Annotated in this window: 18 protein-coding genes and 1 pseudogene; 9 read left to right on the top strand and 10 right to left on the bottom strand. The window is 73.2% G+C overall.

The genetic code is table 11. From position 1 onward, the window contains the following. Positions 1–47 precede the first annotated feature (47 nt). Entirely contained in the window at positions 48–710 is a 663-nt protein-coding gene (locus IPQ09_19740) for a hypothetical protein (GenBank protein MBL0196413.1), read from the top strand. A 20-nt stretch (positions 711–730) separates the two neighbouring features. On the opposite strand, the gene IPQ09_19735 is transcribed toward IPQ09_19740, so the two are convergent. Further along, a complete protein-coding gene (locus IPQ09_19735) occupies positions 731–1,546 on the bottom strand; it encodes an SDR family oxidoreductase (GenBank protein ID MBL0196412.1) in 816 nt (271 codons plus the stop codon). A gap of 245 nt (positions 1,547–1,791) precedes the next feature. On the opposite strand from IPQ09_19735, the gene IPQ09_19730 reads away from it, so the two are divergent. Genes IPQ09_19730 through IPQ09_19715 form a run of 4 tightly spaced genes read left to right on the top strand, consistent with a single transcriptional unit; the run spans position 1,792 to position 5,052 of the window. Continuing rightward, positions 1,792–2,550 (top strand): undecaprenyl-diphosphate phosphatase, encoded by a 759-nt coding sequence (locus tag IPQ09_19730; GenBank protein ID MBL0196411.1) that lies wholly within the window; start codon positions 1,792–1,794, stop codon positions 2,548–2,550. A 35-nt stretch (positions 2,551–2,585) separates the two neighbouring features. Further along, positions 2,586–3,389 (top strand): hypothetical protein, encoded by an 804-nt coding sequence (locus tag IPQ09_19725; GenBank protein ID MBL0196410.1) that lies wholly within the window; start codon positions 2,586–2,588, stop codon positions 3,387–3,389. After that, the gene (locus tag IPQ09_19720; protein ID MBL0196409.1) at positions 3,386–4,375 is read left to right on the top strand and encodes a hypothetical protein; all 990 of its coding nucleotides are present in this window, start codon (positions 3,386–3,388) and stop codon (positions 4,373–4,375) included. Before IPQ09_19725 ends, IPQ09_19720 begins: the two co-directional genes overlap by 4 nt. Continuing rightward, positions 4,372–5,052 (top strand): hypothetical protein, encoded by a 681-nt coding sequence (locus IPQ09_19715; protein MBL0196408.1) that lies wholly within the window; start codon positions 4,372–4,374, stop codon positions 5,050–5,052. The genes IPQ09_19720 and IPQ09_19715 overlap by 4 nt, the downstream gene beginning before the upstream one ends. A gap of 61 nt (positions 5,053–5,113) precedes the next feature. On the opposite strand, the gene IPQ09_19710 is transcribed toward IPQ09_19715, so the two are convergent. The 4 genes from IPQ09_19710 to IPQ09_19695 all read right to left on the bottom strand — a co-directional run bounded on the left by IPQ09_19710 (position 5,114) and on the right by IPQ09_19695 (position 9,469). Next, a complete protein-coding gene (locus tag IPQ09_19710) occupies positions 5,114–5,989 on the bottom strand; it encodes a hypothetical protein (protein ID MBL0196407.1) in 876 nt (291 codons plus the stop codon). Next, on the bottom strand, positions 5,986–7,038 hold the full coding sequence (gene dctP, locus IPQ09_19705) for a TRAP transporter substrate-binding protein DctP (protein MBL0196406.1): 1,053 nt from the start codon (positions 7,036–7,038) through the stop codon (positions 5,986–5,988). The genes IPQ09_19710 and dctP overlap by 4 nt, the downstream gene beginning before the upstream one ends. 104 nt (positions 7,039–7,142) lie before the next feature. After that, entirely contained in the window at positions 7,143–8,042 is a 900-nt protein-coding gene (locus tag IPQ09_19700; GenBank protein MBL0196405.1) for a hypothetical protein, read from the bottom strand. Positions 8,043–8,080: 38 nt separating this feature from the next. Continuing rightward, positions 8,081–9,469 carry a hypothetical protein gene (locus IPQ09_19695; GenBank protein ID MBL0196404.1) on the bottom strand — a complete coding sequence of 463 codons (1,389 nt, stop codon included), beginning with the start codon at positions 9,467–9,469 and terminating at the stop codon, positions 8,081–8,083. 144 nt (positions 9,470–9,613) lie between these two features. Here IPQ09_19695 and IPQ09_19690 point away from each other — a divergent pair. Together IPQ09_19690 and IPQ09_19685 are read left to right on the top strand one after the other, a co-directional pair. After that, positions 9,614–9,862, top strand: a pseudogene (locus IPQ09_19690) (hypothetical protein). Positions 9,863–10,694: 832 nt separating this feature from the next. Beyond that, entirely contained in the window at positions 10,695–11,105 is a 411-nt protein-coding gene (locus tag IPQ09_19685; GenBank protein MBL0196403.1) for a hypothetical protein, read from the top strand. Between the two features lie 41 nt (positions 11,106–11,146). Here IPQ09_19685 and IPQ09_19680 read toward each other — a convergent pair whose 3' ends face one another. Further along, positions 11,147–12,904, bottom strand: a complete 1,758-nt coding sequence (locus tag IPQ09_19680) for an ABC transporter ATP-binding protein (GenBank protein ID MBL0196402.1) — start codon at positions 12,902–12,904, stop codon at positions 11,147–11,149. A gap of 472 nt (positions 12,905–13,376) precedes the next feature. On the opposite strand from IPQ09_19680, the gene IPQ09_19675 reads away from it, so the two are divergent. Beyond that, on the top strand, positions 13,377–14,876 hold the full coding sequence (locus tag IPQ09_19675; protein ID MBL0196401.1) for a sigma-70 family RNA polymerase sigma factor: 1,500 nt from the start codon (positions 13,377–13,379) through the stop codon (positions 14,874–14,876). Positions 14,877–14,969: 93 nt separating this feature from the next. On the opposite strand, the gene dacB is transcribed toward IPQ09_19675, so the two are convergent. Beyond that, complete coding sequence (dacB, locus tag IPQ09_19670) at positions 14,970–16,451, bottom strand: D-alanyl-D-alanine carboxypeptidase/D-alanyl-D-alanine-endopeptidase (protein MBL0196400.1); 1,482 nt, start codon at positions 16,449–16,451, stop codon at positions 14,970–14,972. 180 nt (positions 16,452–16,631) lie between these two features. Between dacB and IPQ09_19665 the strand changes: the two genes are divergently transcribed. Continuing rightward, positions 16,632–17,975: an ABC transporter substrate-binding protein gene (locus IPQ09_19665; GenBank protein ID MBL0196399.1), complete on the top strand. Its 1,344-nt coding sequence runs from the start codon at positions 16,632–16,634 to the stop codon at positions 17,973–17,975. A 426-nt stretch (positions 17,976–18,401) separates the two neighbouring features. On the opposite strand, the gene IPQ09_19660 is transcribed toward IPQ09_19665, so the two are convergent. From IPQ09_19660 to IPQ09_19650, 3 genes are all read right to left on the bottom strand, one after another. Continuing rightward, positions 18,402–19,583, bottom strand: a complete 1,182-nt coding sequence (locus IPQ09_19660; GenBank protein ID MBL0196398.1) for a VOC family protein — start codon at positions 19,581–19,583, stop codon at positions 18,402–18,404. A gap of 477 nt (positions 19,584–20,060) precedes the next feature. After that, positions 20,061–20,564 carry a hypothetical protein gene (locus IPQ09_19655; protein ID MBL0196397.1) on the bottom strand — a complete coding sequence of 168 codons (504 nt, stop codon included), beginning with the start codon at positions 20,562–20,564 and terminating at the stop codon, positions 20,061–20,063. Positions 20,565–20,584: 20 nt separating this feature from the next. Then, the gene (locus IPQ09_19650) at positions 20,585–21,373 is read right to left on the bottom strand and encodes a hypothetical protein (GenBank protein MBL0196396.1); all 789 of its coding nucleotides are present in this window, start codon (positions 21,371–21,373) and stop codon (positions 20,585–20,587) included. Between the last annotated feature and the right edge of the window lie 47 nt (positions 21,374–21,420).

Below are 21,420 nucleotides of genomic sequence, written 5' to 3'. Positions count from 1 at the left end.
CGCGTTCCGCGTGACGCAGGCCCGGTTTTGGGCGAGAAGCGGTCCGGATGGAAGCCGCTAGCCCCCCGCAGAACGCCACGCCCGCCGCGCCCGCCGCGCCCGCCCCGCCCGCGCTCGTGTTCGCCGAGTCGAGCCCCCTCGGCCTGCTCGGGCTCGCCGTGGGGTGCTGCGCGCTCCTGCCGATCGCGTTCGGTCAGGCGCTCACCCCGGACGCCTTCCGCACCGCCGCCATGTTCTGCCTGCTCTTCGGCGGCGGCTGCCAGATGCTCGCGGGGCTCATGGCGCTGGCGAACAAGAACCTGCTCGGAGGCACGCTCTTCACCACGTTCGCGTTCAACTGGGGGATGAACGCGTGGACCCTCTTCAACATCGCCGAGGGCAAGCTGCCGAACCCGCACATCGTGTTCGCGGTGGACGCGTGCTTCCTGGTCGTGTTCGTGGTGCTGATGTTCGCGTTCGGCTACTTCAGCAAGCTGCTCTTCGCGTTCCTGCTCGACATCGTCGTGCTCTTCGCGTTCCGCATCGCCAATGAGCTGCTCCACACGCGAGCGTTCGCCCTGCCGATCGCGCTCTGCACCGTGGCGCTGGCCGGCATCGCGCTGTGGCTCGCGCTCGCCGTGCTGCTGAACTCGGCGGCCGGGCGCACGGTGATGGCCATCCCCGGTCCGCTGTTCACGCCAGGCCCCGGGGCGCCGCCGGCCGGGCACTGAGCGGCTCGCGCTTCCTCGCCTCATTCGCGCTCGGCGCGCACCGAGGCGAGCGACAGGTCGCGCGGCCGCGGCTCGCCGGGCAGGCTGAGGCGGGACACGGGGACGAGCAGCGCCTCACTCGCGCCGAGCTCGCGGCAGAGGACACGCACGAGCTCGAGGCGCGAGAGGCGCGCGGGGCCCGGCGCGTGGACGATCCCCGAGAGGGCCGAGCCCGCGAGCGAGACGAGGCGCCGCGCCGCCGCGCCCACCTCGAGCGGCGTGCGAAACTCGTCGTCGAAGAGGCGCACCTCCCGCCCCGCGAGCAGGGCCGCCCGCGTGGCGGTGGTGAACGAGACCCGCTCGGTGAGCCCCTCGCCGTGGAGCGTGGGCACGCGCACGACGAGCGCGCCGGGGCAGGCCGAGAGCACGCGCCGCTCGCCCTCGAGCTTCGAGCGCCCGTAGGCCGTGGTCGGCCGCGCCGCGTCGCGCTCCGTGTAGGGTGCATGTTCTCCGTCGAACACCATGTCGGTCGACACCTGGACGAAGCGCGCGCCCCGCGCGTGGGCGAGGGTCGCGAGGCGCTCGGGCACGGCGGCGTTCAGCGCGCGCGCTCTCTCCGGATCGGCCGCGCAGGGCCCGAGGCTCGCCTCGGCGGCGCAGTGGATCACGCACGAGGGCGCGACGCGGTCGAACGCGGCGCGAGTGGCCTCTTCATCAAGCAGATTTACCGAGTCGAACGCGGTGCCGGATGGCCCCCCGCGGGCGCCCCGCCACCCCGCGTGTGGCACGCCGCGCGTCGAGAGCGCGCGCGCGACCCACGCGCCAAGAAACCCGCTCGCGCCGGTCACGAGGATCATGTCGCCGCATCGCACCCGGTCTCGCGCGTGTCAAGGCGCCGCGGCGCGCGCGCTCCGTGCCCGCGCTCCATGGTACGGTCGAGGGAGGTCGAGGCCGGTCCCCTCGACACGCAGCCGCCGGCGCCTCGCGCGCCCCATCTTCCGAGCAAGCACCGAAATGCACTGGGCAAAAGCCGCGTTCCTCGGGGTCGTCGAGGGCCTCACCGAGTACCTCCCCCGTCTCGTCCACTGGCCACCTCATCCTCGTGCCGCACCTCAGCGAGGTGGCCGCGCGCCACTTCCCGGGCCTCGAGATCTTCGCCAAGTCGAGCCCGGCGGAGGACGCGTTCGACGTGGTCATCCAGTTCGGCGCGATCTTGGCTGTGCTCGTGCACTACCGCACGCTCCTGTGGGAGCGGTTCTCGGGCCTCTTCTCGCGCAAGAGAGAGAGCTTCGCGCTGCTCTACGCGCTGGCCCTAGGCTTCATCCCCACCGCGATCCTGGGGCTCCTCCTGCACAAGAAAATCAAGGCGCTGCTCTTCGGTCCGCTGCCCGTCGCCGCGGCCCTCGTCGTGGGCGGCGTGGTGATGATCGTGGTCGAGCGCGTGCGGAAGGCGAAGAAGGTCGAGGGGCTCGTCGGCCTCGAGCACGTGACGCCGAAGCGCGCGCTGCTCATCGGCCTCGGCCAGTGCGTCTCGATGTGGCCCGGCTCGTCACGCTCGATGTGCACCATCCTCACCGGGCAAGCCGTCGGGCTCTCGACGGCGACGGCGGCGGAGTTCTCGTTTTTGCTCGGCCTGCCCACGCTCGGTGCCGCGTGCGTGTACGAGGGGCTGAAGTCGCGGCACGTGCTCGCCTCGGGCATCGGCCTGCCGAGCTTCGTCGTCGGGCTCGTCGTGAGCTTCCTCGTCGCGTGGGCGGTGATCGCCGTCTTCATCAAGTACCTGCAGAAGAACGGCCTCGAGCCGTTCGGCTACTACCGCATCGTGCTCGGGGGGGTGGTCTTCCTGCTCATGCGCGGGTGACGGCGGAGGCCGCCCGGGGTAGGCTCGACGGTCCGATGCCCCAGCAGCGCCTCCCCCGCGGGCTCCCTCGCGCCGCGACCGTGGCGCTCGCCGTCCACCTGGCCAGGCGGCCCCTGGTGGTGCGGCTGGGGACCGGCTTCGCGGCGCTCGTGACCCTGGCGGCGGTCGCAGCCGCGGCGCTCCTCGGGCGCCGCGGCGACAACGCGGCGCTCCCTGCGGTGGTGCTCGTGGCCTCGAGCGCCCTCGCGTACGGCTCGGGCATCCTGGTCGCGTTCGGCGGCGCCACGCAGGCCCTCCGTCGCGACCGCGAAGAGGGCATCCGCGCGCTGCTCCACGCACGCGGCGTCACGACCGGCGAGTACCTGGTGGCGCGCGCCTTCGGGCTCGCGCTCGTGGTCGGCGCGAGCACGGTCGGGGGCACCCTCGCGACCGCGATCGCCGCGACCGTCGCCGCGGGCCGGCTCTCGGCCGCTGCGGCCACGCTCCGCGCGTCGGGCGTGGCGGTCGCGGCGGCCGCGATCACCTCGCTCCTCCTCGCGCTCGTCGCGCTCGCCGCGCTGGGCGCGCGATCCCGCGCCGGCGGCTACGTGGTGCTCGTAGGCCTCTTCGTCGTCCCCGAGCTGCTCGCGCCGTGGACCTCGCAGCTCGTGCCCACCGCATGGGCACGCCTCGTCTCGCTGCCGGGGGCGCTCGCGGCGTTCCGCGAGGGGCTCTCCGCCGCCACGTTCGAGCCGGGGCTCTCGCTTCGCGCGGCCGCGACGCTGCTCGTGTGCGCGCTCGGGCTCGTCGGCCTCGTACGCGCCGAGCTCGCGCGCCTCGAGCACGAGGGCGCCCGATGATCCGCTTCGCGGGAGTGCGCGCCAAGGCGCTCGCGCGGGGTACCCAAAACGGTGCAATCTACACCGACTTGTCGTTCGCGCTCGCGCCCGGCTGCCACGCGGTCGTCGGCGCCTCCCCCGCGGAGGGTCGGCTGCTGCTCGACCTCGCCGCCGGCCAGGCGCGCGCTCGACGAGGGCGCGTGCAGGCGCTCGACGGGGCGCCGGGCGACCCCAAGGTGGCCGCGCGCACGGCGTTCGTGCCGCTCGACGTGGTCCTCCCCGACGGGCTGACGGTGCTCGAAATCGCGGCCCTCGAGGCCCGCGTGCGAGGCCTCGGCGCGCCCAGTCCCGCGGCCAGGCTCGCGCGGCTCGACGCCGGGTGGCTCGGCGGGCGGCGCGCACACTCGCTCTCGGCCGTGGAGCGGCGCGCCGTCGCGCTCGCGCTCGCGCTGACCTCCGGGGCCGCGCTCGTCCTCCTGGAGGAGCCGCTGAGCCATGTCGACGGACGCGCGGCGCCTCTCGTCGCGCCTGCGCTGCGCGCGCTGGTCGCGCAGGGCGGCGTGTGCGTCGTGCTCACCACCGCGTCCCGACGCGACGCAGACCTCGCGGGTGCGACCACCTGGGCGCTGCGCGGTGAGCGGCTCGTCCCAGAGGACGGCGGCGCGGCAGGCAAGGTCACCCTCCAGATCGTCGTGGACGACCCCATGCGTCTCGCCGCCGCCCTCGCCGCCGCAGGTGCGGCCGTCACCTTGCACGCCGACCGCTCCTCGGTGCTCATCGAGACCGCCGACCTCGACGCCGCCGCCGAGACCGTGGCCCGCGTCTCCGTCGCGGAGGGCTTGTCCATCGTGGCGATGTTTCGACGCGGCGAGGAGTCGTCGCATGTCTCGCAGGTCTCCCGCGTGCTCGCCGAGGCCGCGCAGAGGCTCCCCTCGCTCGCGCCGCCGCCCGCGGCCGCCGAGCCTCCCGGTGACGCGCCGCCGGCCCCTGCGGAGAGCGCGCCGTGAGCCTGACTCTGCTCCGCCATCCGCTCGCGAGACTTCGCTCCGCGAGGCTGCGGCTTCTCCCCTGGCTCGGGTGGGCGCTCCTCGCCGTGGGCGGCGCGGTGGCGACGCGGCTGCAGGGAGGCTCGAGCCACGCCGTCGACCACGCGGTGAGGGGCACCTTCGGGCCGCTCATCCTGCCGCTCCTCGCCCTCGCGTGCGTCGGCCTGCTCTGCCCCGAGGGGACGCTCGACGAGGCCGCGCGGCCGCTCGTGCTCTTGGGCGCGCCGCGCCGCCGCGCCGCGCTGACCCATGGCCTCGCCGTGATCACGCTGGCCGCCGCAAGCGCCGGCGTGCTCGGGGCGCTGATCGTGGCCGTCGCGCACGGACCGACGGACGCCCCGCTGCTCGTCGACCTGCCATCCACCGCGGGCGTGGCCGCCCTCGGCGCGGCGGGTTACGCGAGCTATTTCATGATGGGTTCCGCGTTCTTGGGCCGCGCGGGCGGGGGCGTCCTCTTCGTGATCGACTTCCTCGCGGGGGGCTTCGGGGCGGGCGCGCTGCTCACTCCGCGTGGCCACCTCCGCGCGCTGATGGGTGGCCCCCTCGCGGCGCAGCTCTCGCCCCGGGTGAGCTCGGTGGCGCTCGTCGTCATGGCCGTCGTGTTTCTCGCCCTCGCGAGCTCACGCCGGGCTCGCTGAGGCCCGGGCGCAAGCGGATCGAGGGCGTTCCAGCGTCTCTCGCACGCCGGCTCGCCGGGGCTCAGCGGGCGCAATCGCTCCGGTACAGCGGCGCGCCTTTTCCCTCACCGACGGTGAAGAGCGCGCGGCCGTCCGCGGCGTAGGTGACCGCCTCGCCCTGCGCCTCGCGGCCGGCGGCGATGACCCTCGGCGGGCCTTCGAACAGCGTCTCGAGGCCGCCCGTGAAGCGGTACTCGAGCATCACGGTGTAGGTGCGCAGCACGACCCGCTTCTCGCACGGGTGGAAGGACCCGCCCGTGATGAGGCCGCCCCCTACGGGAGGAACGACGACCTCACCCACCTTGCGGAGCACAGCGCGGCCCGGCACCGCGCGGCCCGGCACGGTGTACACGCCGCTCCGCCCCGTAGGCGTCTTGGTGACGATCACGAGGTCCCCCGACTCGGGTGAGACGAGGAGCGTCTCGGCGTTGTGGGGGCCGTCGGGGTACGTGAGCGTGAGCACCTCCGGCGCGAGCCGCCCGTCCGCCAACTCGGGCTCGGAGACGCGGTAGATCTGCACCGCCGCGCGGACCTCGCCGTTGTCTCCGACGTCGCCGAGGAACACACACGACCCGGCCGGGCACGGGCCCACCGCGACGTCCTCGACGTCGGTCGCGGTCACTCCGTCGAGCTCGTAGGTCGCGCGGAGGGCGGCGCGGGCGTCGAGGGCGAAGAAGCGCGCGCGATCGCCCGAGTCGTTGTGCGTGTATAGTGCACCTTTGTGCCGCGCGCTCGCCGCGAGGCCCGACAGCTCGACGAGGTCCGCGGAGGCGAGCGAGCCGACGGTCTCGGCGTCCGCGTGCTCCGCGCAGGCCCCGCAAGCCCCGGTCGGCGAGGGGGCTTCCTTCGACGTGCAGGCGGCGAGGACGACGAGCGCGACGCGCGGGGCGTGCCTCACGGACCCGCGGCCGCGAGCACGCGATCGATGACCTCGGGCCGGACCGTGCCCGCGCGGAGCCGCGTGCGCGACGCGCGCGCGAGCGTGTCCCACTCGGCGCGCTCCGCCGGCGTGAGATCGACGACCTTCCTCTCGCCACGGAGGGTCGCGAGCGCCCGCGCGTCGGCGGAGCGCACCCGCTGGGCGAGCAGGGCGGTCGTGCCTTCGGCGGTGCGCCGCAGGATGGCCCGGGCTTCGGGAGGGAGCCCCTCGAACCGGGCGGCGCTGAGCACGATGCCGCCGATGCCGTACGCGGTGAGCTCGGGAGTGACGTGATCCAGCAGGTCGGCCCAGCGGAGCTCCGTGACCACCAGCGCCGACGCGAACAGCACGTCGACGCGCCGCGGGACGCCCGCGTCCGGCGAGGCCGAGCCCGGGAGCAGCGCGGCGAAGACCTCCGCCACCGTGAGCGACGGCGGGCGAAGGCCCGCGGCCGCGAAGAGCTCGCGACCGACCACGTCGTCGGAGCGAACGAACGGGTGGAGCGCCGCCAGGTCGCGCGGGGTGCGCACGGGCGCGCCGCGAGAGAACACCCGAACGACGCCCGTCTCGGCCTCGGCGAGCAGGCGCACGCCTGCCTTGGCGAAGCTCTCGGCGAGCAGAGGTCGCACGGCGTTCCGCGCGCGATCGAGCTTGGGCCAACCGTCGAACACGAGCGGCAGCTCCAGCGCGGCGACGTCGGGAGCGAACGCCGCGAGGCCCGCCCCACCGAGGGCGGCGCCGTCGAGGGTGTGGTCCTTGACCTTGGTCGCGAGCTCCCCCTCGTCGCCCTGGGAGCCCCCGTAGTAGAGGCTCACCTTGAGCTGTCCGCCGCTCTCCTGCTGGACAGCCGCGCTCCACGCCCCGAGCGTGCGGCCCCACACCGACGCGCGGGGAGCGAGCGTGCCGACGCGCAGCTCTTCGGCGGCGTCCGCGCGCCGCGAGAGCGAAAAGGAGAGGAGCGCCGCGGCCGTCGCGAGCGTCGCGACGAGCGCGACGCCGCGGGACCGAGGTCGTGCGGGGCGCACCATGCCGCAAGTGTAGCCGCGAACCGTCGCTCCGGTAAGCGCGGCTGGGGACGACGCCTCGCTGAGGCTGCCGCGCCGTCTCGCGAGGCGACGCGGGAGCGCCGCCGTCATGGGGCTGGGCAGCGGCGGTCGGGGGCCCGCGCGAGGGCGCGCCGCGCGCGCCGCTTCGCGAACGCGTTGGCGAGGCGGTCGTCGACGCCGGGATCTGTCGCCGCGAGCACCTCGGTGAGCAGCCGCTCGGTGAGCGGAGCGTCGGGGCGACGGCAGGCAGGTCCGAGCGCGTACTCGACGAGGACGGTCAGCGCGCGACGGCCCGTGCGCTCGAGGACGAGGTCGAGGTTGCGACGCGCCTCGTCGACGCCGCTTGGCGACTCGCCGAGCGCGAGGGACAGCTCGCGCAGCGCGCCGTAGCGGGCGTAGCCGGGGGCGAGCCTGTGCGAGCGCTCGAGGAGGACCTGGCCCGCGAACGGCCCGAGGCGCCTCGCGTCGGGATCGCCGGCGACGAGGCGACCGCGCGCGGCGAACGCGTGGCCCACCCAAAACGCAAGCTCCGCGTCCGAGGGCCGGGTGAGACGCTCGGCCGCCCACGCCGCGAGCGTCTCGCGCGTCCGCCTCGAGCCCTCGAGATCGCCGCCGCGACGGCCGAGCGCGTGGACCCCGAAGCCGATCGCCCGCTCGAGCGCGTGGAGCTCCCGGAACCTGAGGGCGCGCACCGCCGCGAGATCCCCCGCGTCGGCCGCCTCTTCGCGCGCGTCGGCGAGGAAGGTCGCGCCGTAGACCGTCCACCCACGCACCAACGCGAAGAGCGCGTCGTCGCTCCCGGGCGCGACGCGATGAAGCCCCTCGAGCTCGGCGAGCTGCGCCTCGAAGCCCGCCCTCGCCACGTCGATATCTGCAATGGTTTCAAGCGCTTCCGCGCTAGCTTTGGCCTCGGCGACCCGCGCGTCGAGCGCGGCGCCCGACAAGCACCCCACCTCGCACAGGCCGAGGCAGACGATCGCGGCCATCGCGCTCGTCGCGCTCGTCGCGGCCGACGCTCGCGGCCTCATCGGGGCGCCGCGAGGACGAGGCACGCCGCGCGCGCGCGGAGCTCGGCGTCAGGGTCGGTGAGCAGCGGCGCGGCTCTCGCGACCCTCCCGAGCGCGGCGAGGCCCGCCACGGCGCGGAGGCGGAGTCCCGCGTCGCGACCCGCCGCCTGCTCCTCGAGCCACAGCTGCACGGGCAGGTACTTCGCGCCCGCGAGGAGACCGCGCGCGCGGGGCGCGAGCGTGAGATCGTCCTTCTTGCCCGCCGCGCGGACGAGCTCGGTGCGGGCACGGTCGGCCTCGGCCGGCACGCGCAGCAGCCGCCCGAGGGCGCTCAGCGCGACCTCGCGATCGGCGTCGCGGGACGCCGCACGCAGCGCCTCGACGCCCTCGGCGTCGGGCGCCACGAGGGCCACGGCGAACATGCGCTCGAGCGACGAGCCTTCGCGCAGCGCGCCGACCGCGGAGCGCGCGGCCGCCCGCCGAAGGTGCTGGTCTTCGGCCTCGACGCGCGAGGCCGCGCCTCGAAGGATCGCGCTCGCGAGGAGCAGGCGATCGGGGCCACCCTCCGCGAGGCGGTTGCGCAGCGCCTCACGCCCACCGAGCTCGTAGAGCGGAGTGACGGCGAACCCCGACGCGACGTCGTCACGGAGGCCTCTCTCTGCGACGGTCCACGCGTCGCGGAGCCGGTCGAGCGCCTGCTTCGCCGCCTCTGTCGCGGCACGCTCGGTCGCGCTCGCGCCGGCCTCGCGCCCGTCGAGCGCGAGGCGATGGCGGCGAGCGACGGTGTCCATGGCGGCGCGCAGGGCCAAGTGGCGGACCGACGGCACGGGATCGACCCGCGCCGCCTCGAAGAGCGAGTCGAGCTCGGCGAGCACCGCGCCTTCGCCGGCCGCGAGCGCCGCGAGCTCCCGTGTCACCGCTGCGGGCGCGAGGAGCGCCGCTTGGCGCGCGGCCGCGTCGTCTTCGTCGACGAGCGCGCGCGACGCGAGGGCGCGATAGGCGGGCTCAGGAGCGCTGGCGAAGGCGCCGGCGGCGCCGGGGCTCATGAGGCCCGCCTCGAGCAACAAGCGGGCGGCGGCGGCCCCCACGTCATCGCGGCGCGCAGCGCGACGCTCGAGCGGACCTGCGAGCTCGCTCGCGCACATGCGGAGGCTCTCGACCTTCCCGACGCCCGCGGGGGGCGCGAGGCCCTCGACCTCTCGGGCGAGGAGCGCCTTCGCGACGTCGCGGGCCTCGCCGTTCGTGAGGGCGCCTCGCCGGTGCTTGTCCGCAAGCTCGGCCCGCAGCGCGCCTAGGTCTCCCGCCTCGGCGTGGCGCACGGAGACCGGCGCGCAGCCGAGCGAGGCGAGCGCCATGGCGAGCGCCGCGGTCCAAGCGACGACCACGGACGAGAGGGGGCGATGCACGGCCGGGGAGCATAGCCTGCTGACACGGCGCGTAGAAGGGGACGCACTCGGGACTCGCGCGCCTCGCCTCACGCGCGCGCCGGGAGGTTCCGCGAGCGCACCGGTCGTGGTAGCTGGGAGGGCTTGCTTCGTCCGCTCGTCGTCATCGCCAACCGGAACGCCCTCCACCTGCGCGAGAAGGGCCCGCTCCTCGAGACGCTGCGCGGGGCGCGGAGCCGCACGGTCGACCTCCACGAGACCCACTCGCTCGACGAGCTCCGTGATGTGGTCGCGCGCATTCCCTCACTCCGGCCGCGCGGCGTCGTGCTCGCGGGCGGCGACGGCACGCTCACGGCAGGGCTGACAGCGCTCGCGCGCGTGTACGGCACGAGGCCCCTCCCCGACATCGCGGTGGCGCCGGGCGGTACGGTCTGCACGGTCGGGCGGAACTTCGGGGTGCGGGGAACTCGTGCATCCTACACACATCACCTGCTCCAGCGGCTCGCGCACGGCACGGCGCTGCGCCACGTGACGCGGGTCCTCTCGGTCCTCGAGCCAGGCGAGGGTGAGGCACCCCGTGAGCCACGGCTCGGGTTCATCTTCGGCTTCGGCCTCGTGTCGAGCTTCTTCGACCGCTACTACGCGTCAGGCCCCCGCGAGCGGCTTGGGCTTGGCGCGGCCGCCCGCATCGTCGGGCGCGTCTTCGCCGAGTCGTTCTTCGGCGGGCCCCTCGCTCGCCAAGTGCTGTCGCCCCAGGCCGCCGAGGTGACGACCGACGGCGAGACCGCCCCCTACTCCGGCTACAGCCTCTTCGTGGCGAGCGTGCTCCCCGACCTCGGGCTGCACATGCACCTCACTTACCAGGCGCAGACACGGCACGATCGGTTTCACGTGGTGGCGAGCGCCCTCGGCCCGACCGCCCTCGGGCCCCAGCTGCCGCGGGTGCTCGCCGGCCGAGCGCTCGCGGGCGATGGCCTCAACACCCTCGCCGAGCGGGTGGTCGTGCGCTTCCGCGCGCCCTCCACGGCGAGCGGAGGGCGGGCGTACATCCTCGACGGTGAGCTCTTCGACGCCGAGCGGGTCGAGGTGTCCATGGGCCCGGAGATCACGCTGCGGGGGGTCTGACCGGCGGGCGTCTCGGCCAGCGGTGCCTGGCGGCGTTCACTGTCCGGCGGGCGGCCCGAAATCGGCCGCGCCCCTTGCTTTCTCGCGAGCGGACGCCGAGCCCGTGGATACCCTCTCTGGGATGGGCCTGTTCGACGATCTCAAGAAGCGCATCTCCGACAAGGTCGCGGAGCGCGCGGCGGAGATGGCCGCCGAGCGCAGCAAGGCGGCGGCCGCGGCCTTCGCCAAGCAAAGCGTGGCCTCCGCCAAGGGCCTCGGGCGAAGGCTCGAGGAGGAGCTCTTCGGCCCCCGCGATCCGGAGGAGGACGCCGAGGACACCGCGGCGGACGCTCCCGCCTCGAAGAGGGCCAGGGCCGCCAAGGCCGCGCGTGAGCGCGAGACCGGCGAGCAACTGCGGGCGGCGGCGACGAGCAACGCCGAGCGCGAAGAGGCCGCGCGTCGCGAGCGCGCCGAGCGCGAGGACCGCGCGAGGCGAGTCGAGCGTGAGGTCGACGCCGAGCTCGCGGCGCTGAAGGCCCGGATCAAGAAGTAGTCGCAGAGGGAATCGCGCCGCCTGGCCGCCCCCTGCATGCTTCAGCCGAGCTCGATGACCTCGTCGCACACCGCAAGCGCCTCGCGCCGGTGCGTGACGAGCACCACCGTGCGACTCCCTCGGAGCGCAGCGATCGCCTCGAGGACGCGCGCCTGGCTCGCTGCGTCGAGCCCGCTCGTCGGCTCGTCGAGCAGGAGCACCGGGCGACCCGCCTCCAGCGCCCTCGCGAGCGCGACCCACTGCCGCTCTCCGCCCGACAAGGTGCGCCCGCCGGCGCCGAGCGCGTCGCCCTGGAGCGCGTCGTGGAGCTCCTCCGCGCCGAGCGCTCGCAGGGCGCGGCGCGGGTCGATCCCCGCCGCACCGAGCCCCACGTTCTCCTCGAGCGTCCCCGCGATGAGGGGCGCGTCCTGGGGCACCCACGCGAACGGTCGGCGCCCAGGCCCGATGCGGGGCCCGAGCTCGACTCCCCCGTACCGCACCGAGCCGGCCAGCGGCGGTTCGAGGCCGAGCAGCACACGAAGCAGCGTCGTCTTCCCTTTCCCCGTAGGCGCCACCAGCCCGAGCGAGCGCCCCGGCGCGACGGCGAAGCGCAGCGGCGCCACGAGCCCGCCCCGCCGGAGGCGCAGCCCGTCGACCTCGAGGAGCCCCGGGCCCGCGAGGGCGGCGTCGGTCGCGCTCGGTGAGCGGGGGCTCGCCACCTCAGCGTCGGGGGGTGGAGCCTCGGTCGGCAGGGCGAGCCGCTCGAGCGCGGCCTCCCCCTTCGCCCACGCGAGGCGCGCGTCGCCGAGGTCTCGAAGAGGCTTGTACGCGAGGAAGAACGCGACCGCGAAGGGCACCACGGTCGCGCGGTCCGCGAGCGCCCAGCGCGACGCCCCGGCGACGACCAGCACGAGCGCCAGCGCCGCGAGCACCTCGTTGGCGCTCGAGAGAGCCTGCGCGCGGGCCGCCAGGGAGCTCGACAGCGCGGTCAGTCGCGCTCCAAGGCCGACGACCCTCGAGCGCGCGAGGTCCTCCGCGCGGTAGACGCGGAAGAGGTCGGCATGACGGAGGGCGTCGTCGGCCACGGAGAAGAGCGCCTCGGCTTCATGCATGGCCTTCCGCTGCCGCCGCTTCCACGCGCGGCGCAGACGCCCGAGGGCCCACGCGAACGGAGTCAGCACGAGCGACGCCGCGACGGCCAGGCGGGCGTCCACGACGAAGAGCACCACGACGATCGGCGCGAGCTCGGCGAGGGCACGCACCGACTGGAGCAGGCCCGCCGCGAGCGCGTGCTCGATGTCGCGAATGGAGGTGGTGAGAGATGCGACGCCACTCCCCACGTCGGCCTGGCTCGCACCTGTCAGGTCCGTCACGCCGGGAGCGCGTCGTCCGGGTGTCAACTTCGGTGCGGGGGCATGATCGCCATGCCCCGCCTGGCACTCGCCGCCCAAAGGACCTTGGAGGCGGACCGAGAGGGCGCGCATCCGCAGGCGCTCGCCGGCCGCCCCCACGAGCCTCGCCTGCGCACCCGCGGCGGCGACCGCCGCGGCCCCCTTGAACGTGGCAGCGACGGCCCCGGCGAGGGCGAGCGCGGGGGCAGATCCCCCGGCGAAGAGCCCGGTGGATCTTCCGTCCATCAGAGTCAGCCCGCCGGCGAGGCCACGCACGAGCGCCCCCGCAAAGAGCGCGAGCGCCCCATGCGCTACTCCGTGCGCAGCGGTGCAAAAAAGGAAGAGCGCCGCGCTCCGAACGTCGCGACGGGCCGCCTCGCGCACCGGCGCGTAGAGCGAAGGGGAGGTGGTCGAAGGCGACAGTGGCACGGCGTTGGGGGAGCGAGTGCGGCGGCGCGGCGCGCGCGAAGCACCGCTTGGCGGAGGTGGACTCTCTCACGGCCGGCGGGAAGCGGGGACGAGCCTTTCCGCCTTGAACGGAACAGAACGGCGGGAACGCACTTTGCAAGAGAGAAATGACATCGAAGCGGGTGCCCGACCCACGGGTCGCCGCGCGTCGATGGAACGCTTCTTGAGCCTTCGTGGGCCAACATCGGTGGCGGCCCCACGCCACAGCCTGAGGTTCTGCGCGCCCTCACCGCCTCGCCTCGTCCCGCCTCGTCTCGCCTCGTCCCGCCTCGTCCCGCCTCGTTCTCATTTCTCTGACCTCCGACTCGAACCTTGTCAAAGCGAACTTTCGCGTCCCCCGGCGCATCCAAGGTCTGGGCCCCCCGCGTTCATCGCGCGCTCCGATGGGCCTCGCTCTGACGCCCGACCGCTCGCAGCCAAAGAAGGAAACCTCATGAGCAAGCGCAAGAGCACCGCCGCCGCACACGCCCCCGCCAAGGCGCCCGCGCCGCTCGCTGCGCTGGCTGACGACGAGCGCGACGAACGCGACGAACGCGACGAACGCGACGAACGCGAGGAAGAGGAGATCGCTTCGCCCGAGGGCGCCGCCGCGGAAGACGAATACGAGGTCGAGACCGAGGCCGAGCCCGCCGGCATCGAGCTGGACGGCGACGTGGATACGAACCGCTCCCCGCCGCCGAAGGAGAAGGCCGAGGAGGGCGGCGGCGACTCCATGCTCGCGCGCTACTTCCGGGAAATGGCGACGCACAACGTCATGGGCCCCGACGACGAGCTCCAGACCGCCATCGAGGTCGAGCAGGCCGAGGTCGACCACTGGGTGGCCATCTTCGCGCACCTGCCGTCGGCGACGCTCGCCCTCGACTCGCTCGAGGCGGACCTCCCCACGGGCGAGGAGGCGCTCGAGCTCCCGCAGCTCACCGAGCTCCGCAAGCTCCTCAAGCTCTTTCAGAAGTCGGGGAAGCTGTCGAAGGATAGCGAGAAGAAGTGGGCCAGCAAGTCGGCGGCGCTGGCACGCGCCATCCGCCTCGCCGACAGCGATCGCCTCTGGATCCTGAACGCCGAGACCGTCGTTCGAGGCGCGGGGGAGGCCCCCGCCGAGCGCGAAGAGGATCGCGAGGAGGAAGGCGTGGCCGTCGTGCCCGACTCCCAGGTCTCGCTCGCCGCGAGGGTGCCGGCATCTCCCCAGTACAAGAAGGCGCTCGCGCTGATCTCGGCGGCCAGCGCGCACTCGAAGACGGTGAAGAACAAGTTCGTGAAGGCGAACCTGCGCCTCGTCGTCTCGATCGCGCGCCGCTACAACCGCGGACGCCTGCCGCTCATCGACCTCATCCAGGAGGGCAACATTGGCCTCATGAAGGCGGTCGAGCGCTTCGATCACACGCGCGGCTACCGCTTCTCTACCTACGCCTCGTGGTGGATTCGGCACGCGATCAGCCGCGCGCTGGCCGACAAGGGGCGCGCCGTGCGAATCCCCGTCCACATGCTGGACACCCACAACCGGGTGGCGCGCGCCACGCAGGCCATCATCGCCCGGGTGGGGCGAGAGCCCACCCTCGCCGAGCTCGAGCGCGAGACGGGCATTCCGCAGGAGAAGCTCGACAAGGTGAAGGGATCCTGGGCCGAGACCCCGTTCTCACTCGACCGCCCAGTCGGCGACGAAGACGGCCGGAAGTTCATCGATTTCCTGCAGGACGAGAACATGATCTCGCCCTACGAGAACCTCGTGTCCCAGAAGTGGAGCGAGGAGGTGCGGCGCCTGCTCTCCACGCTCACGCCGATCGAGTCGCGCATCATCCGGTGGCGCTTCGGTCTCGACGACGAGGACGAGCTCACGCTGAAGGAGATCGGGGACAAGTACAACCTCTCGAGAGAGCGCATCCGGCAGCTGCAGGAGCAGGCCCTCGGGAAGATCCGCAAGCACATGCGCGACTGACTTGGGTCGCGGCGCCGGCGCGCGACGAGCCGACGGGCAGCCCCAGGGAGGCGCCGCAAGCGACGCTCATTGGGTCGCGTGCTCCTCCGCGGTTCAGTGGCCCCAGAGCCGGTCGTGGAGCTGCTCGACGAGCTCGTCTGCTGCCGACCGCGCCGCCCCGCCGCGCCCGGAGACCTTGTTGAACATGATCGAGAACGCGAGCGGGTTCTTGCCGGGGGGGGCGAGCACGTAGCCGGAGAGCGCGATGACGTCGTCGAGCGTGCCGGTCTTGGCGCGGATCGCGTGGTGCTTCTGGCGCGTGCGGAAGCGCTTGTGGAGGGTGCCGTCGACCCCGCCCACCGAGAGCTGCGCGACGAACTCCGCGCGTCGCGAGGGGTCTTGCCAGGCGTCGCGGAGCACGAGCGCCACGCCGTGCGCGGTGACCCGGTTCGCGTCGAAGAGGCCGGAGCCGTTCTTGATGACCGTGCCGGGCTCGAGCATTTGCCCTTGTTCGAGCCACTTCGTGACCACCGCGGCCGCGTCGGCGCTCTTCGCGGGGCGCCCCTTGCGTTCGCCGCCGAGGGTCTTGAAGACCATCTCGGCGTAGAAATTGTCGCTCTGCTTGCCGAGCGCGTAGAGCAGCGTCGACAGCGGCGCCGACTCGTGGCGCGCGAGCACGGTGGCTTTGGGCGACCCGCTGCCGAGCTTCACCTCGCCCGTGACCTTCACGCCGCGCTCCTCGAGGAGCGCCTTCAGCGCGTAGCCGGCCAGGAGCGTCGGGTCCTCGACGCGGCGCACGTACCGTACGAGGCGCGCGTTCTCGGCGACCGCGCCGGACAGCTTGGCGGAGAGGCGCTTGCCGCTGCCGGCGAGGGCGAGGCCGACGGTGTCCGCCCCTGAGCCGCGGGTCTTGATGGCGCCCTCGGAGTCGACGAACCCCGGGGGGTCGAAGGTGGCGATGGCGTTTTGTCCGTCGGACGTGGGGCGCACCGAGAGCGTGACGGTGTTCTCGTTCACCGCGACCGCGCTCACCGGCGCGCGGAAGTACGCCCACTCGTTCGGCTGTTGCTCGAACGCGGGCGGCGTCGTCTCGCCGTCGAAGAAGCGCTGATCGACCACGATGTCGCCGTCGACGCGGCGCGCGCCATGCGCGACGAGCTGGCGGACGAGGCCGTAGAGGTCCTCGGTGGTGAGCGACGGATCGCCGTTGCCACGGAGAACGAGCGGGCCGTCCACCGCGGCGCCTTTCAGCGCCCCGGTCAGCGTGGTGTGGTAGCGAAACGATCCGTGCAAGAGCGAGAGCGCCGCGGCCGCCGTGAAGACCTTCGCGTTCGACGCGGGGTTCAGCGCGACGTGCTCCCCGTAGGAGGCGAGCACCGCGCCCGTGCCGAGGTCCATCACCTCGACGCCGATCTTCGCGTCGCGGAGGGTGCGGTCCTTCACGAGGGCGTGGACCGCGGCCACCATCTCGGGGGCAGCGCCCTTGACGGCGAGCGACGCCACGGCGGGCTCCGGGGCAGCCGCCGGGGGGTCCGACGAGGCGTCTCTCGCGACGAGGGCCACGATGGCCAAGACTCCAAAGGCGACGCGGCGCATGACGGGTCGTTTACGCCGCCTCGCCCCGCTTGGAAAGCCGCAACGCGCGCCCTCGGCCTGGCTGGCCTGCTCGGAGTCATTGCAGGATGCACGCGTCCGAGTGACGACCCGGGCAGACCCCTCGAGGTCCTGACGACCACCGCCGCCGAGACGCTCGATCCTCGGTACTCGACCGACGCGGTGGGCCTGAGGGCCACCCGCCTCGTGCACGCGGGCCTGTTCGGCATCGATCGAACCACGCTCGCGCCCTACCCGCTCGTGGCCAAGAGCTACCGCTTCGAGGGCCCGAGAGAGCTCCACGTGACGCTCCGCTCGGGCGTGACGTTCCACGGCGGCAAGGCGCTCGACTCGACCGACGTGGTCGCCACGCTCGCCGCCTTCGCGGATCTCAAAGTGGGCTCGCGCCACGCACGCGTGGTGAGCGCGATCGCCCGCGCCGAGCCCGAGGGCCCGCTGGGGGTGAAGATCGTCCTTTCGCGGCCCCACGCCACGCTGCTCACCGACCTGGAACTGCCCATATTGCGCGCCGACCAGGCCGCGGCGCCGCCGGCGCCGGACGGAACACTCGACGGCCTCGGGCCGTTCGAGATCACGAGGGCCGCCGGGGGCGTGATCGATCTCTCCCCTCGCGCGACCGGCGTGTTCCCCGCGCCGAAGCACGCCCTGACGCTGCGCGCCGTGCGCGACGAGAACGCGCGGGCGCTGCGGCTCCACGCCGGGCGCGCGGACCTCGTGCAGAACGGGTTCTCGCCCACGCTGCTGCCTAGCTTCGACCGCGCGGGGCTCCAGGTCGTCGCCCGCCCGAGCGCGAGCCTCACGTACCTCGTGCCGCGCTGCGATCGGGGAATCATGCAAGATGCACGCGTTCGGCGCGCCGTCTCGCTCGCGGTCGATCGGTCGATGCTCGCGCGGACGCTCTTCGCGGGACACGCCACGCCCGCGTCCACGCTCCTCCCGCCGGGTCACTGGGCGCGGCCGCACGTGCCGGAGGCCGGGCCGCGCGACGTGGAGGGGGCGCGCCAGCTCGTGCGCGAGGCGGGGGCCATGGGGGCCCGCGTGTCGCTGCTCGTGTCGACCGACCGCGCGCGCAAGCTCATGGCGCGGATCCTCGCGGCGGCGCTGGAGGAGGTGGGCCTCCTCGTCGAGACGACCTCGCTCGAGCTCGGCACGATGCTCGGGCGGCTCGGGAGCGGAGACTTCGAGCTGGCGATGCTCCAGCTGCCCGAGGTGATCGAGCCGAACGTGCTGCGCGTGTTCCTGCACGGCGACTTCGTGCCGCCGGCGGGCTCGAACCGCGGCCGCGTGCGGAGCGCGCGGCTCGACGCGCTCCTCGACGCGGGCGACGCGCAGCGCGACGACGACGCCCGCCGAGCGCTCTACGCCGAGGTGGAGACGCTCGTGCGGGAAGAGGCGCTGTGGATCCCGCTCGTGCACGAGGATCACGTCGCCGTGGTCTCGCCGCGCGCGAGCGCCTACGCGCCCGACCGCGACGGCCGCTGGGGCGGGCTGTTCGACCTGCCGTGACGGTGGCCCAACCTCAAGGCATCCAAATTCCAGGAGGATCGGGATCCCAGAGCGTGGCTCCTGGGCCCGCGTACACGACCAGGTCGAAGCCGGCGCGCCGGGCGTCCTCGCGGGCGGCGAGCGCTTCGGCCCGGCCGGGCAAGACGAGGCCGATCCGCGTCAGGGTGAGAGCGCCTGGCAGACGACGTGAGGCGGCCGCCTCGCGCGGTCGCTCCCACCCAGCCTGCTCTGGACGGTGCGGCCCATTTCATCGGCCTCGGGGCACCCGGACTAGGGCGCCCAACCGCTTGATGACCGAGGAGTCTCGCCGCGTCGCGGGCCGTGCGAGGCGCGACGACGAGTCCTACGGCTACTAGGCGAGGCGGAGCCACGACGCACGGCGACGTAAATCGGCGAAAAACCGACCGAATCGAGCGGTTCGGCGCTCTAGCTCGACGCGAGCTTCTGCTCGCGCTCGATGCTCTCGAAGAGCGCGCGGAAGTTGCCGTAGCCGAAGCCCTCGTCGCCAGCGCGCTGGATGATCTCGTAGAAGAACGGGCCCGCGCGGTTCTCGTCGTACATGGCCGCGGCCTCACGCATGAAGATCTGCAGCATGTACTTGTCGTGCGCGCCGTCGACGAGGATCTGAAGGCGCTCGAGCTCGGCGAGCTCCGCCGCGACGTTCGTGATGCCAAGCTTGGCGAGACGCTCGGGCAAATGCGTGTAGTATGCAGGGTGGGTCGGCATGAACTCGACCTCGCGGCGCTTGAGCTCCTCGACCGACCAGAGAATGTTGGTGACGGCGAACGCGATGTGCTGCACCCCGTTTCCGCCGTTGTCCTCGACGAACTTCGCGATCTGCGAGGCGCGAAAGAACGGGCGCAGAGGCTCGTTGGTGGCGAACTTCACGCCGCTCCCGGGGTCCCACATGACGATCGACTTCAGGCCCGAGCCCGACGCGCGCTCGGACGCCACGTCCTTGGTGTGGAAGCTCACGTCCCAGAACGGCTCGAAGCCGAGCACCTCGCGGTACCAGGCGATGATGGGCTGCATCGTGAGCCCGTTGGAGGTCACGTGGTCGATGCCGCGGATGCCGTACATGTTGGCGGGCTCGCTCGCGTTGCCGGCGCCCACGTCCACGAACCCGGGCGCGAACCCGGCGTACCCGTCCCGCTGAACGAAGCGGAAGGCGACGTCCCCCAGAGGCGTCGCGATCTCCACCGAGCGGTACCGACCGCCCGACGCGTCGGTCGCCTCCACGGGATCGGCCAGGAAGGTGCCGCCGACCTCGTCGAGCGTGGCCATGGTGCGATCGAGGTCCTTCACGCGGAAGCTGAGGCTCATGACCCCGGCCGGGTGTCGCTTCAAGAAGCGCGCGGCCTTCGAGCTCTGCGAGAGCGGGGTCGAGACACACACACGCGCGCCGCCGGCGCCGAACACCACCGACTGCTGCCCGCTGCGCGAGACGAGCTCGTCGCCCGCCCGCGCGACCTCCTTGAAGTCGAGGCGATCGGCGTAAAATTGGCGCGAGCGCTCCATGTTCTCCACGACGAAGTGGAAGGAGTCGTACCCGATGATCCCAAGGCGGCTGGGCCGCGGCTCCGCGCTCGTTTCCATGGCGGCGACCATGCCACAACGGCCGCGCGAGCGCAGCAGCGCTCGCAGCTCGCGCCACGGGAGTGACCCTGGATGGCGCGGGGCTCGCGCGGGGGTTCCGCCGCTCCACGAGCCTCGCGACATGGGCGCCCAGACCTTGGCTGCGGGACTAGCACTACTGCGAGAGGTTCCCTCTCGCTACGCAGTTCGCTGCGCGAACGGCAGTCGTGCTAGCCCTGTCCCGTAGGGGGCGCGGCGCCCCCTCTCGGCCACAAAGCTGGCCGCTTCACCCCTCCGGCTTGTCCGCTCCCGCGGCCAACTACCACCCCTGCGAGAATGAAGTCTCGCAGGTGTGCTAGAGCGCCGAACCGCTTGATGACCGAGGATTTCGCCGAGTTGCGAGCCGTGCGAGGCGCGACGACGAGTCCTACTGCTGCCAGGCGAGGAGGAGCAACGAAGTACGGCGACGTAAATCGGCGAAAAGCCGACCGAATCATGCGGTTCGGCGCTCTAGTTGCGGACCTGGCAGCGCTCGATGCAGCTCGCGAGCGAGGAGCACCCGGCGTTGCCCGCGCAGGCCTGGGCCTGGGCGCAGCACGAGCGGGACAGGCAGCGATCGCGCTCGACCAGCCCGTAGGTGATCTGCCCCGCTCCCGAGCCGACGGCGCCGCAGCTCTTCGTCGTCGTGTCGTCGTCGGCCTCGTCGCCGTAGCACTGCTCGACGTTGCAGTCGTCGAGGTCTTGAAGGAGCTGCGCGGCCGGCCCGGTCGAACCGAAGTCGACCGCGCACTGCGAGGCGCACACCTCGTCGGCGTTGTAAGGCGCCTGCTCCTCGGGGGAGATCGGTGTCACCGACTCGCCCTCGTTCAGGACCGTCGAGGTGGGCGCGGTGGTCGGCGCTGGGCCGCCGCCCACGACTCCGCCGCCACCGGAGGGGTCGGAGGAGCACGCGAACGCCGCGGCGGCGAGCGCGGCGGCGAGCGCGACGGCGATCAAGGTGCGCTTGCTCTTCATGAGGCTCGAGGCTCGCTGGTTCATCGGCATTGCGGCACCGCCCCCTGCAGGGTCGCCTGGCGGCTCTGCCCGGAGAACACACACTTCTTCCCGGTCGCACATTGGTAGCCGCCCGAGATGTTCTGGTCGCGGCAGCTGAAGGCGCTAAAGTCTTTGATTTCGCTGCAGTACCAGCCGTCGGCGCGGCCCGCGCAGCTGTCCTTGGAGCAGCCCGACCCCGGCTCGGAGCCGGCCCGCACGGGGATGAACACGTCGGGGATGCCGCACTTCCGCGAGGTCTTCACGCGGCCGCAGAAGTCGCTGCACGCGCGGCCGCCGTCGTCGATCACCACCTCGATGTGGCCGTGCGACTTGCTGTAGCCGCACTCGCCGCGACCCCACACGATGATGGAGCCCTTGGGCGGGGCCTCGCCCGCCTTGAGCTTCACCTCGGCGAAGCCGAGCCGGCGCAGCGCGGCGGGGTTCTTCCGGGCCCAGGTGGTGAACATGTAGGCGCTGCCCGCGTAGCGCCCGCCGGAGGCGACCTCGCCGGGCACGTCGTAGCCCGCGCTCGTGAGGTGCTTCTTCACGTACGAGTAGCACCGCTTCTGCGAGCGCTGCCCGTCGCGCTTGGCGCCGGCCGCGGCCATGCGCCCGGCCGCCGTGGGGTCGTAGCCCTCGCAGGCGAGCTCGGCGGGCGAGAGGTCGGACGAGACCTCACCGACGCCGGAGATGTCGGGCGCGTCGGGCGCGGCGGCGCAAGCGACGAGCGTGGCGGCCACCATCAGCGGCGCGAAGACGCCGGCGGGGCGGAGAGGAACGTCTCGCATATCGACATAGAAACGCTTGGCTTTCGGGCGCGCAAGCGCCATCGCTC

Source organism: Myxococcales bacterium (genome assembly GCA_016720545.1).
Classification (GTDB): domain Bacteria; phylum Myxococcota_A; class Polyangia; order Polyangiales; family Polyangiaceae; genus JAAFHV01.
This window is presented reverse-complemented; position numbering and strand designations above follow the sequence as displayed.

Coding starts and splice junctions, on each gene's coding strand:
- IPQ09_19650 (MBL0196396.1), bottom strand. CDS start 21,373: ATGCGAGACGTTCCTCTCCGCCCCGCCGGCGTCTTCGCGCCGCTGATG.
- IPQ09_19655 (MBL0196397.1), bottom strand. CDS start 20,564: ATGAAGAGCAAGCGCACCTTGATCGCCGTCGCGCTCGCCGCCGCGCTC.
- IPQ09_19720 (MBL0196409.1), top strand. CDS start 3,386: ATGATCCGCTTCGCGGGAGTGCGCGCCAAGGCGCTCGCGCGGGGTACC.
- IPQ09_19675 (MBL0196401.1), top strand. CDS start 13,377: ATGAGCAAGCGCAAGAGCACCGCCGCCGCACACGCCCCCGCCAAGGCG.
- IPQ09_19735 (MBL0196412.1), bottom strand. CDS start 1,546: ATGATCCTCGTGACCGGCGCGAGCGGGTTTCTTGGCGCGTGGGTCGCG.
- IPQ09_19685 (MBL0196403.1), top strand. CDS start 10,695: ATGGGCCTGTTCGACGATCTCAAGAAGCGCATCTCCGACAAGGTCGCG.
- IPQ09_19725 (MBL0196410.1), top strand. CDS start 2,586: ATGCCCCAGCAGCGCCTCCCCCGCGGGCTCCCTCGCGCCGCGACCGTG.
- IPQ09_19660 (MBL0196398.1), bottom strand. CDS start 19,583: ATGGTCGCCGCCATGGAAACGAGCGCGGAGCCGCGGCCCAGCCGCCTT.
- dctP (MBL0196406.1), bottom strand. CDS start 7,038: ATGGTGCGCCCCGCACGACCTCGGTCCCGCGGCGTCGCGCTCGTCGCG.
- dacB (MBL0196400.1), bottom strand. CDS start 16,451: ATGCGCCGCGTCGCCTTTGGAGTCTTGGCCATCGTGGCCCTCGTCGCG.
- IPQ09_19740 (MBL0196413.1), top strand. CDS start 48: ATGGAAGCCGCTAGCCCCCCGCAGAACGCCACGCCCGCCGCGCCCGCC.
- IPQ09_19700 (MBL0196405.1), bottom strand. CDS start 8,042: ATGGCCGCGATCGTCTGCCTCGGCCTGTGCGAGGTGGGGTGCTTGTCG.